This is a genomic window from Gammaproteobacteria bacterium (assembly GCA_024235095.1).
Lineage (GTDB): Bacteria > Pseudomonadota > Gammaproteobacteria > Competibacterales > Competibacteraceae > UBA2383.
The window spans coordinates 1,615,977-1,627,698 of sequence record JACKNC010000001.1; the positions used below are offsets into that span (position 1 = coordinate 1,615,977).

Annotated in this window: 9 protein-coding genes; all 9 read left to right on the top strand. The window is 57.1% G+C overall.

The genetic code is table 11. From position 1 onward, the window contains the following. Nucleotides 1-31 precede the first annotated feature (31 nt). Nucleotides 32-1,444 (top strand): sigma-54-dependent Fis family transcriptional regulator, encoded by a 1,413-nt coding sequence (locus H6973_07155; GenBank protein ID MCP5125406.1) that lies wholly within the window; start codon nucleotides 32-34, stop codon nucleotides 1,442-1,444. A 271-nt stretch (nucleotides 1,445-1,715) separates the two neighbouring features. Next, nucleotides 1,716-3,749, top strand: a complete 2,034-nt coding sequence (locus H6973_07160) for a hypothetical protein (GenBank protein MCP5125407.1) — start codon at nucleotides 1,716-1,718, stop codon at nucleotides 3,747-3,749. 142 nt (nucleotides 3,750-3,891) lie between these two features. Then, on the top strand, nucleotides 3,892-4,941 hold the full coding sequence (locus H6973_07165) for a rod shape-determining protein (protein MCP5125408.1): 1,050 nt from the start codon (nucleotides 3,892-3,894) through the stop codon (nucleotides 4,939-4,941). Nucleotides 4,942-4,982: 41 nt separating this feature from the next. Then, nucleotides 4,983-5,846, top strand: coding sequence for a rod shape-determining protein MreC (gene mreC, locus H6973_07170; protein ID MCP5125409.1), 864 nt, complete (start codon nucleotides 4,983-4,985; stop codon nucleotides 5,844-5,846). Beyond that, nucleotides 5,843-6,331, top strand: coding sequence for a rod shape-determining protein MreD (mreD, locus tag H6973_07175; protein MCP5125410.1), 489 nt, complete (start codon nucleotides 5,843-5,845; stop codon nucleotides 6,329-6,331). Before mreC ends, mreD begins: the two co-directional genes overlap by 4 nt. 14 nt (nucleotides 6,332-6,345) lie before the next feature. Next, on the top strand, nucleotides 6,346-8,286 hold the full coding sequence (gene mrdA / locus H6973_07180; protein MCP5125411.1) for a penicillin-binding protein 2: 1,941 nt from the start codon (nucleotides 6,346-6,348) through the stop codon (nucleotides 8,284-8,286). Next, complete coding sequence (rodA, locus tag H6973_07185) at nucleotides 8,261-9,379, top strand: rod shape-determining protein RodA (GenBank protein MCP5125412.1); 1,119 nt, start codon at nucleotides 8,261-8,263, stop codon at nucleotides 9,377-9,379. The genes mrdA and rodA overlap by 26 nt, the downstream gene beginning before the upstream one ends. 254 nt (nucleotides 9,380-9,633) lie before the next feature. Further along, nucleotides 9,634-10,566, top strand: a complete 933-nt coding sequence (gene mltB / locus H6973_07190; GenBank protein ID MCP5125413.1) for a lytic murein transglycosylase B — start codon at nucleotides 9,634-9,636, stop codon at nucleotides 10,564-10,566. Nucleotides 10,567-10,647: 81 nt separating this feature from the next. Next, nucleotides 10,648-11,655: a septal ring lytic transglycosylase RlpA family protein gene (locus tag H6973_07195; GenBank protein MCP5125414.1), complete on the top strand. Its 1,008-nt coding sequence runs from the start codon at nucleotides 10,648-10,650 to the stop codon at nucleotides 11,653-11,655. Nucleotides 11,656-11,722 lie beyond the last annotated feature (67 nt).

An 11,722-nucleotide genomic window follows, 5' to 3' on the forward strand; every position in this document is an offset into this window, starting at 1 on the left:
CATGATGTGGTCCCCTCTGCTCAATACTCCCATGAAATCTATTGCTTATCCTGCTCATCCTGTCCTGGTCGTTGACGATGACACGATCAGTTTAGCCATCACGCATGCCGCCTTGCGCAAGGCGGGCCTAAACAACATTATGACCTGCACGGACAGTCGGCAGGTCATGGCTCTGGTTTCCCAGCATACAGTGGGCATGGTTTTTCTAGACCTGGTCATGCCCTTCACCGGTGGGGAGGAGTTACTGGAAACGCTGTCCAGAGATTATCCCGAGATACTGGTCATTATTTTAACCGCCACGGAGGAAGTCGATACGGCGGTGCGCTGTATCAAGGCGGGCGCCTTTAACTATCTGACCAAGCCGATTGACTTCGAACGACTCTTCTCGACCGTCAAAAACGCGCTGGCGCTTCAGGAACTCCAGCAGGAAAACCGGGCGCTCCGGCAAAGCGCTTTCTCTGTGAGTCTGAGTCACCCCGAGATTTTTGCCAACATTATTACGCACAACCCTAGAATTTTGCAGATTTTTCATTATGTGGAATCTATTGCGACAACCAGCGAGCCGGTATTGATTACCGGCGAAACCGGCGTTGGCAAGGATCTGATCGCTCAGGCGATTCATGCCCTGAGCCGACGTCAAGGGCCTTTGGTCGCGGTTAATGTTGCCGGGCTGGACGATACGATTTTCTCGGACACCCTATTCGGACATCTGAAAGGGGCGTTCACCAGTGCGGAGCGAGCGCGAAAAGGTCTGATCGAGCAAGCGAATAGCGGTACGCTGTTTCTGGATGAGATTGGCGATCTGACAGCGGTTTCCCAATCCAAACTGCTGCGCCTGCTGCAGGGCGGCGACTACTTCCCATTGGGCAGCGACGTTCCCAAACACAGCGACGCCCGGATAGTGTCCGCCACCAATCAAGACCTGTGGCGATTGACCAAAGAAGAAAAATTTCGTAAGGACTTGAATTTTCGGTTACGCACGCATCATATCAACATTCCGCCGTTACGCGAGCGGTTGGACGATATTCCTCTACTGGTCGAGCACTTTCTGGCAGAAGCCGCGACGCAATTTGGCAAACCCGGTTTTCAAGCGTCCAAGGCATTGCTAACCTTGCTGGGGGAATATGATTTCCCGGGCAATATTCGGGAGTTGCGAACCATGATATTTGACGCCGTCAGCCGAACTGACACGACTATGCTCTCCCCGCGCCTGTTGGAGTCCTATCTGAACCAGAGCCTGACCCACACTGTGGTTGCAGCCGGGGCAAACGGCGATGATGCGCCGCTTGGTTTTACTTCTCGCCTACCTACCCTGAAACAAGCGGCCGATCTTCTTATTCAAGAAGCCCTGCGCCGCTCCGACGGCAATCAGACCGCTGCCGCCAGACTGCTGGGTATCTCTCAGCAAGCATTAAGCAAACGTCTTAAAGCTCCGAGAAATTAATTCTCAGCTACAATAAAAGTTGTCAAATCATCACTATAGGTTGTTAATCAATTTTATTGAATAAAAAGATAAAACTTTGTTAAGGGGCGGTTTTCTATAATTTAAGTTGTAATCAAGGAATCCTCTATTCTTAGGCGTTGTATTAATGCTATTTGAAAACAAATAATTATATCAAACTTTATTGGCATCATAGTTGCTAAGTAAGGCGCATCAAGTTTCTACTTCATCTGATCAAGATGAATCCTAATTAAATACGAAAGGAGCGCCTTGCATGTTTAGTCAACTGAAAATCGGCGCCCGCATTGGCTTGGCGATCAGTTTGTTGCTGATCTCTGCCGTGCTGGCGATCACGATCACAGCATTTCTCCGCTTTGACAAGTTACTGTTTGAAGCGGAAGAGCGCGAAGCTCGTGAAACTTTTAAGCTACTGAATACGGAAATCGCGGCTCGGGGCCGGACGGCAGAAACGTTAAGCGTCCTGCTGGCGAATCTTCCTGAAGTGCAACAGGCGATGACCGACCAGAACCGCCCCCAGCTATTGACGCAATTGCAGAGCGTTTATCAGATACTCGCCACGCAGTATGGCGTCGATCAATTCCAATTTCACACATCGCCTGCGACATCGTTCCTGCGCCTGCACAAGCCTAACAAATTTGGCGATGATTTATCCGCGATTCGTCCGGCGGTTGTGGACGTAAATCATTCAGGTAAAACAGCAAGAGGACTTGAAAATGGTGTAGCGGGTCTCGGTATCCGGGGCATCGCGCCCATTGCCCGGCAGAACAAGCATTTGGGTTCGGTGGAATTCGGCATGGCCTTTGATCAAGCATTTCTCGAAGCCTTCAAAGCCGAGCATGGGGTAGAAATGATGCTGCTAATCCCACAAGACCAGGGTTTTAAGACGCTTCATTCGACTCATGGCGAGCGTTCCCTGCTCTCCGAATCACAATTGCATGCCGTATTGAAGGGGGAGATCGTCGCGCAATATGCCAAGTCCGCCAATCAGCCAGTGATTGTCTATGCCCAGGCGATCAAGGATTATTCCGGCCAACCCATCGGGGTGCTGGAGATGCTGGTGGATCGTAGCGGCTATGTAGCGCAAATGGCGTATACCCGCAATTTGATCCTGCTGATCGTGGGATTGACCTTGGCCGTCAGTGCGCTCGTCATTGGCTGGATTGTGCGTTCTATCCGTCGCCCTATTGGCGGTGAGCCGGCGGAAATGGCGGCGCTGGCCCAGCGTATTGCTCAAGGAGATTTAGCTGTCGAGTTGACCCATACTGGCAAGGAAACCGGCGTATATGCCGCAATGGGCGACATGACGCTGCAATTAAAGGAGATGGTGAGCAAGGTTTCCCAAGCGACCGATCAGGTCAATGCAGCGGCATCGGAAATTGCGCAGGGCAGTGCTGACTTGGCGCAGCGCACTGAGGAGCAGGCGTCTGCCTTGGAGCAAACCGCTTCCAGCATGGAAGAGTTGACCAGCGTGGTGCAGCAAAGCGCGCAGAATGCCGAGCAAGCGAATCGCCTGGCTCAACATACCCGGCAGCAAGCTGAACAGGGCGGTCAGGCAGTAGACCAGGTTATAGCCGCGATGGCGGCGATTGATCAAAGCAACCGCCAGGCCGCTGACATTATCGAGGTCATTGATGAAATCTCCTTGCAAACCAATCTATTGGCGTTAAATGCAGCAGTAGAAGCCGCGCACGCCGGCGAGCAGGGGCGCGGTTTTGCAATCGTCGCCAACGAGGTGCGCAGACTGGCGCAACGCAGCGCCGAGGCCGCCAAGCAAATCGAAAGCCTCATCAGCGACAGCGTCAGTAAAGTTGAGGCGGGCAGCCGACTGGCTGAACAGTCTGGCCAGACGCTGGGGAGCATCATCGTTTCAGCCAAAAAAGTCAGCGACATCGTCGCGGAGATGGCGGCGGCCAGCCAGGAACAGGCCAGCGGGATCGAGCAAATTAATCAGGCGATTTCACAGATGGATCAAACGACCCAGCAGAATGCGGCGTTGGTCGAAGAAACGGCGGCTACGAGTCAGTCCATGGGCGATCAGGCAGCATATCTGCATGAGTTAATGGGCTTCTTCAGATTGGATGAGACGCTCATTGCCGTCGCTGCTACGTCTGGGCACACTCCGCAATCGTCGGTTGAATCACCCCTGGCGCCCGTCATACTCATTGACCGGTATCATACCCGGTCACGGCGAACAGTGGCGAAAGCACACCATACCTCGACCCGGCCACGGTATGTCGCCGGTCCACCGGCCCGGGTAGCAGGCGGCGAGGAATGGGACAGTCTTTAATCCTCTCAACGCATCCACTTCCTCTTTAGCTGTGAGGAAGTGGTTCAAACCAGCGACCCTGCACGTGATCATTTGCCGACTTGCTCCTAACTCTCCTGCTTGTTAGGATTAGCGCCTTTTGACGAACTGGACTTTCGACAACATGTTCAAATGGTTGCGCGGTAAGTTTTCAAGCGATCTTTCGATCGATCTGGGGACGGCTAACACATTGATTTACGTTCGGGGAGCGGGCATCGTCCTCAATGAACCCTCGGTGGTCGCCATCAATCAAGACCCAGTGCGCGGCGTCCGGACGATTGCAGCAGTAGGTACTGACGCCAAGCGAATGCTGGGTCGCACCCCCAACAATCTCTCGACCATTCGACCGATGAAGGATGGGGTTATCGCTGACTTCACCGTCACCGAGAAGATGCTCCAGCACTTTATCCGCAAGGTCCATGCTCGCAAATTTTTCAATCCCAGTCCGCGAGTGCTGGTTAGCGTGCCCTGCGGCTCCACCCAGGTCGAACGGCGGGCGATCCGCGAATCGGCGATGGGCGCCGGCGCGCGCGTGGTGTATCTGATTCCCGAACCGATGGCCGCGGCGATTGGCGCAGGCGTTCCGGTCGAGGAAGCGCGCGGCGCGATGGTGCTGGATATCGGCGGTGGCACTTCCGAAGTCGCAGTCATCTCGCTCAATGGCATCGTGTACGCCGGCGCGGTGCGCACCGGCGGCGACCGGTTTGACGAGGCGATTACTAACTATGTGCGCCGCAATTTCGGCGTACTGATCGGCGAACCGACAGCGGAACGCATCAAGCACGAAATTGGCAGCGCCTATCCCACCAGCGAAGTTCGCGAGATCGAGATCAAGGGCCGCAACCTGGCGGAAGGCGTGCCGCGCAGCTTCACGCTGAACAGTAACGAAATCCTGGAAGCCCTGCAGGAACCGCTGTCGACCATTGTGGGTTCGGTGAAAATGGCGTTGGAGGCCACCCCGCCGGAACTGGCCGCCGATGTCGCCGAACGCGGCATCGTACTGACGGGTGGCGGAGCGTTAATGCGCGATATCGACCGGTTGATCATCGAGGAAACCGGCTTGAACGTGGTCATTGCCGAGGATCCGCTGACCTGCGTGGCTCGGGGCGGTGGCCGGGTGCTGGAGTTAATTGCCAAGGATGAACGCGCGGTCGACGCTTTTGCTATCGAATAGCGCGATTGGCCACTCTCAAACCCAGCCGGCGTATCCGCTACTTGTTCGCGGTTAACCCAACAGCCGTCCTGCGGCTTGGCCTGTGGGGCGCGCTGTCCATTATTCTGATGACGGTGGATCATCGTTATCAGACGCTGGATGATATGCGCGACGTTTTGTCGACGATGGTCTATCCGTTGCACTACCTGGTGCGTCTGCCCACCGATGCCGGCAACTGGCTCAGTGAAAATCTGGCGAATCGCGACGCCTTGCTGGAAGAAAACGCCCGGTTGCGCGAAAAACAGGTATTTCTCAATGTTCAGTTGCAACGGTTAACCGTTCTGGAGGCGGAAAACCGCCGGTTGCGCTCCCTGTTGGAATCCGCAGTCAATACCCCGGAACGGGTGCTGATTGCCGAGTTGTTAGCGGTGGATTTCGACCCTTATCGACATCATATCCTGCTCAATCGCGGTCGCCGGCATGGCGTCTACGTCGGACAACCGGTGCTGGATCAGCATGGGGTCATTGGCCAGATTATCCGGGCCGATCCCCTGACCGCCACGGCGATTTTGATTACCGATCCTAATCATGCCCTGCCGATCCAAATCAACCGCACCGGGGTGCGCACCCTAGCGCTCGGCACCGGTGATTTCCAGAAACTGGAACTGCCGCACATTCCAAACAACGAAGATGTCAAGGTTGGCGATCTGCTGGTGACTTCGGGGATGGGCGGCCGGTTTCCACGCGGCTATCCGGTCGGCACAGTCACGACCGTGGAATTCGATCCGGGCAGTCCGTTTGCCCACATCATCGCTAAGCCGGTTGCGCAACTGGATCGTATCCGCGAAGTGATGTTGCTGGAAAGCGAATCGCCGACCCTGAAGCCCGAACCCGGATCAGCGGTCGCCACGGTTCAAGCGCCATGACGACTGCGCGCCCGACGGGTCGCTGGGTCATCGTGATCAGTTTTCTGGTTGCATTCCTGTTGGCAGGCATTCCACTACCGAACGAACTGCAGCAGTTCCGTCCAGATTGGGTGACCATGGTGCTGATTTATTGGTGCATGGCGCTGCCCCATCGGATCGGCATTGGCATCGGTTGGAGCGTGGGATTGCTGCTGGACATTGGACGGGGGGCGCTGCTCGGCCAGCACGCGCTGGCCCTGGCCGTGGTCGCTTATCTGACCCAGCAAACCTATCGACGCATCCGGGTCGCGCCGCTTTGGCAGCAGGCGTTCAGCGTGCTGGCGTTTCTGCTGGTTGAACAAATTCTGATTTTCTGGATCAGCGGCGTGATCGGCTACCCACCGCGTGATTGGTGGTATCTGGCGCCGGCGATTGGTGGTATGGCGTTGTGGCCCCTGTTGTTTGTGATTCTGCGCGACGCCCGCCGGTATTTTCAGGTGAGTTAAGAGCCTTATCGATCATGAGTCTTGAAGAATGGCTGGACCGCCCGTCTGGGGAAGACTTACTGGCCCGGGAAAAGGATAATACTGCGGAAAGCGAACTGTTTTTCCGTCGCGCTCTGGTGTTGCTGGGGGTCGTCCTGGCGGCCTTCCTGGCCGTGGCGAGCCGACTGGTTTATTTACAAGTGCTCCATCATGAGCAGTTTAGCACGCTGTCTGAAAACAACCGGGTGCGGTTGCAACCCTTGCCGCCAACGCGTGGTTTCATTTTCGATCGTAACGGCGTCTTGTTAGCCGACAATCTGGCCTCCTATCATTTGGAAATTACCCGCGAGCAGGTCGAGGATCTGGATGCGACACTGGCGGAACTGGGTGAGCGTATTGAGTTGACTGATGCCGATATCGAACGTTTCCAAAAACTGAGTCGGCGCAGTCCACCGTATGCCGGGGTGCCGTTGCGCTTCCGGTTGACTGACGAAGAAATTGCCCGGCTGGCGATTGATCTGTACCGGTTGCCGGGCGTCGAAATCAAGGCCGACCTGACCCGGCGCTATCCACTGGAGTCGCGGGGCGCCCATATTCTGGGTTATGTGGGCCGCATCAATGAAGATGAGTTAAACCGGATCGACCCTGGTCAATACAGCGGCAGTACGCATATTGGCAAGGTGGGCGTTGAGAGTTTCTACGAGGATACCTTACGCGGGCGCACCGGATGGCAGCAGGTCGAAACCAACGCCGAGGGCCGGCCTTTGCGTATTCTCAGCCGCACCCCTCCGGTCCCCGGCCAGCATCTCTATCTCACCATCGATATGCGCTTGCAGGCCGTGGCGGAAAAGGCGCTGGAAGGCTATAACGGCGCCATTGTCGCCCTGGACCCGCGCAATGGCGAGGTGTTAGCCCTGGCCAGTCAGCCCACTTATGACCCGAATCCGTTTGTCAACGGGATCGATTACGCTTCCTACCGCAAACTGAATACTTCCAAGAATCGGCCATTGCTCAATCGCGCCCTGCGCGGGGTCTACCCACCCGGTTCGACCATCAAACCCATGATGGCGCTCGCCGGATTGGAATATGGCGTCGTCAATCGCTATAGCGGGGTGTATTGCCCAGGCTTCTACCGATTGCCTGGCTCCAGTCATCGTTTCCGCGACTGGAAGCGCGGCGGGCATGGCAGTGTAAGCATGGATCGGGCCATCGCCCAGTCCTGCGATGTGTACTTCTATGACCTGGCGTTCAATTTGGGCATTGATCGTATTCACAAGTTTCTCGACAAATTGAGTTTTGGCCGGCAAACCGGCATCGATCTATCCGGCGAAAAGGGCGCGTTGCTGCCTTCCCAGGAATGGAAGCGTCGGATGCATAAACATGGCTGGTTTGCTGGCGATACCCTTAGCGTCGGTATTGGCCAGGGTTATTTCCTGGCTACACCGCTACAACTGGCGCACGCCGCCGCCGTCGTCTCGCAGAAGGGCATCGATTTCAAGCCTCGGGTACTGTTGGCTACCGAGGATCCAGGCGCGCGGGTCAAAACCCTGGAAGCGCCGCGCTCCCTGCCGCCGATTAAAGTAAAAAACCCCCAATTTTGGGACACGGTCATCGCTGGGATGATCCACGTCGTTGAGGGCGGCACTGCTTATCGCATCGGCATTGGGGCCAAGTATCGAATTGCTGGCAAAACCGGCACCGCTCAGGTCTTTACCTTGGGACAGGGTGAGAAATATAACGCTCGACAGCTGGCCAAACACCTACTGGATCATGCGCTGTTCATCGCGTTCGCCCCGGTTGACGATCCGCGCATCGCCGTTGCGGTGATCGCCGAGCATGGCGGCGGCGGCAGTAAAACGGCGGCCCCCATCGCCCGCAAGGTCATGGACGCCTGGCTGCTGAATAAATATGATGAAGTCTCGATTGCGCCGGAACCTCCATCTGCTCCGGATGAGGACGCGCATGGAACGGAATAATGATGACGGTAAGTTGTTCAAACTGATCCGTCTGGATGCGCCCTTGTTGTTGGGTTTGCTGACGCTGTCGGGACTGGGATTAATTGTGCTGTACAGCGCGGGACAGCAAAATATGGACTTGGTGCTGGGACAAGGTATGCGCCTGGGCCTGGGATTCCTGATCATGCTGGCCTTGGCGCAAGCTCCACCCCGTTACTTCCGGCTCTGGTCGCCGTGGATTTACCTGACCGGTATTCTGCTGCTGCTGGCGGTTATGATCGTCGGCGATATCTCCAAGGGCGCCCAGCGCTGGCTTGATCTGGGCGTGGTGCGGTTCCAGCCCTCGGAAATCATGAAATTGGCTGTACCGATGATGATGAGCTGGTTTTTTGCCGACAAGCCCCTGCCGCCGCGCTGGTTGCATCTGCTGGGCGGGGTGATGATCACCGCGATTCCGTTTATCCTGATCGCGGAACAGCCGGATTTGGGCACCGCTCTGGTCGTAGGTTCCGCGGGCGCCTTTGCGTTGTTTCTGGCCGGGCTGAGCTGGACGATTATGCTCGGACTGATCCTGCTAGTGGGTGGGGCGGTCCCGTTGTTTTGGACTTTCGTTATGCATGATTACCAGCGCCAGCGGGTATTGACTTTCCTGAATCCAGAAAGCGATCCCCTGGGCAGTGGTTATCATATTATTCAATCCAAGATCGCCATCGGTTCCGGCGGCATCTATGGCCAGGGTTGGCTGAACGGCACCCAGTCGCATCTGGACTTTTTACCGGAAGGTTCGACCGATTTTATTTTCGCCGCATTTTCGGAAGAATTTGGCCTGGTCGGGGCCTGCCTGCTGCTGGCGCTGTATTTTTTCATCATCGCCCGCAGCTTGTACATGGCTGCTTGCGCGCCGGATACGTATACCCGGTTGCTTGCCGGCAGTCTTACACTAATCTTCTTCCTGTATGCGTTCGTTAACTCCGGAATGGTCTCCGGGCTGTTGCCGGTGGTCGGTTTGCCGCTGCCATTGTTCAGCTATGGAGGAACTTCCCTGGTGACGATCATGGCGGGCTTTGGTACCCTGATGAGCGTTTATTCGCACCGCCGGACCCCAACGCGGTAATCGCCGCCTTCACTTACGACGAGAATCTGCGCGTGAAAAGCCCGTATTTACTTGGCGTCGCTCTGCTGCTGAGCGCCTGTGCGCCGACCGCAGCCATTCGCCCCCCTGTGCAAACTGTGGAAACGCCGGTCGTAGCGCCGCCATCGGAACAGACGGACCCGTCGCCGACCTCAGAAATTATTGTCGCTCGATCCACTCCCAGGGTGGGCCCGTCGTTGGCGCAGCGGGCGGATGTGCAAGTTTTTATCCGCGAGATGGCGACGAAACATGGCTTTAACCCCAACCGCTTGCAAGCGATTTTCAGTCGAGCGCGCACCCAACCGAGCATCATCCGGGCGATGTCGCGGCCTGCCGAAGCCAAACCCTGGTACGCCTATCGGGACATTTTCATCAACGACCGGCGCATTCGCGGCGGGGTGAAATTCTGGCGCGCACACGCGGCGACTTTAGCGAAAGCCGAACGGATTTATGGCGTGCCGCCGGAAATCGTGGTCGCCATTATCGGCGTGGAAACCCAGTATGGCGGCAACATGGGCAATTACCGCGTTCTGGAGGCGCTGTCCACCCTGGCTTTTGACTATCCCCGACGCGCCGACTACTTCCGCAAGGAGTTGGAAAATTACCTGCTGCTGACCCGCGCCGAGGGGATTGATCCGCTGGCGTTGCGCGGTTCCTATGCCGGCGCCATGGGTCTGGGCCAGTTCATGCCCAGCAGTTTTCTGTCCTATGCGGTGGATTTCGATGGCGACGGCCATCGCGATCTCTGGGACAACCCGCGCGACGCGATTGGCAGCGTCGCCAACTATTTCAACAAACACGGCTGGCGCGGCGGCGAGCCAATCACTGTACCCGCATCGGTCAGCGGCGTCCGTTATTCCCAATGGGTCAGCCGCAAGCTAGCCCCACCGACAGACAGTGTGGCCAGCCTGCAAGCCCAGGGTATTTCACCGAGTAGGCCAGTCCGCGGCGGCCAGTCTGCGATGCTGTTGGAATTCGAGGGCCGCAACGGCCTGGAATACTGGCTCGGCTTTGCCAATTTCTACGTCATTACCCGTTACAACCACAGTCAGTTGTATGCGATGGCCGTGCATCAGCTCGGTCAGGCGATTGGCGAACAATATGCGCATTTCGACGCGAGCGCGTTCCCTTGGGCAAGGGTCGCGCTTATTGACGAAGTCTTTTGGTAGTTCCTCACCTGTCTCGAACTTCAATAACCATCGCACGATCCGGCGCACTGATTCGTGTTGCCGGTGCAAGGGAGGTCTTTTATGTCGAAATCCTGGAGCCATGCTTTGCTCTTCGCGTCCTTGGCGGGCGCGCTGGCCGGTTGTGCTACGGCGCCCGACCCACAACAGCGGTTAGCGCGCCCGTCAACTGATGTCACATATAGTTCTGGCAGTGTTGCTTCTTCCGAGCCGGTTCCGCACGCCGAACCCCCCAGTCGCAGCGGCAATCCCGATAGCTATGTGGTGTTCGGACGGCGCTATCGCGTCAAGGAGACCAGTGAGGGTCACCGGGAAATCGGCACGGCATCCTGGTATGGCTGGGATTTCCACGGGCGCAAGACCTCTAGCGGGCCGCCGTTCAACATGTTCGAGCTGACCGCCGCCCACAAGAGTTTGCCCATCCCAACCTACGCCCGAGTGACCAACCTGGAAAATGGCCGCAGCGTAGTTGTCAAGGTTAACGACCGAGGGCCCTTCGTGGGTGAACGGATTATTGACCTGTCCTTCGCCGCCGCCGCTCGGTTGGACATGCTGGATCATGGGACGGCCCAGGTGGAAGTGGTCGCTTTAGAGCCGTATCAATATCTGCCGCAACTGGCGGCGCGGCGGGCCGAGGCGCAGGAACGGCTGGCCCGGCGCGCGGTCGAACCCGTGCCTGACAAGAAGAAGACGCTATCGCGGTTAGCGAGGAATACTGACCCGGTCAAGAGCAATCTGCGAGGCAAGCCTGCGGCAAAAACGCAGTTAGCCTCGGCGGCCCCCATTGCTAAACCGGTCAAGAATCAGCGCGAGACGGCCAAGAGCAGCGCCGCGCCAGTGGCGAGCAAGAGCAATGCGCTTTACGTGGTAGGGACCATCACTGAACGCAATAACGTCCGGCAGGTGCAAACCCGGCTGAGTAACCAGTTGCAACGCAATGTCCAGGTCGGATCTGGCAAGGGTCAGCAATACGAAGTGCGGGTGCCGCTGCGTAATCCCGGCGAAGCCCGACAGGTCACGATTCGTCTGGCGAGCTTGGGGGTGAGCCGTTCCCGGATTGTCGCGGATTAACTGGCATTGTAGAGGCGCCGCTGGCCTGTCGTGTCGCCCGCCGGCCAGACAGTTTGCTTCCCCTGGA

Excerpts from the sequence above, each read along its gene's own strand:
- H6973_07155 (MCP5125406.1), top strand. The coding sequence starts at position 32 with ATGAAATCTATTGCTTATCCTGCTCATCCTGTCCTGGTCGTTGACGAT.
- H6973_07160 (MCP5125407.1), top strand. The coding sequence starts at position 1,716 with ATGTTTAGTCAACTGAAAATCGGCGCCCGCATTGGCTTGGCGATCAGT.
- H6973_07165 (MCP5125408.1), top strand. The coding sequence starts at position 3,892 with ATGTTCAAATGGTTGCGCGGTAAGTTTTCAAGCGATCTTTCGATCGAT.
- mreD (MCP5125410.1), top strand. The coding sequence starts at position 5,843 with ATGACGACTGCGCGCCCGACGGGTCGCTGGGTCATCGTGATCAGTTTT.
- mrdA (MCP5125411.1), top strand. The coding sequence starts at position 6,346 with ATGAGTCTTGAAGAATGGCTGGACCGCCCGTCTGGGGAAGACTTACTG.
- rodA (MCP5125412.1), top strand. The coding sequence starts at position 8,261 with ATGAGGACGCGCATGGAACGGAATAATGATGACGGTAAGTTGTTCAAA.
- mltB (MCP5125413.1), top strand. The coding sequence starts at position 9,634 with ATGGCGACGAAACATGGCTTTAACCCCAACCGCTTGCAAGCGATTTTC.
- H6973_07195 (MCP5125414.1), top strand. The coding sequence starts at position 10,648 with ATGTCGAAATCCTGGAGCCATGCTTTGCTCTTCGCGTCCTTGGCGGGC.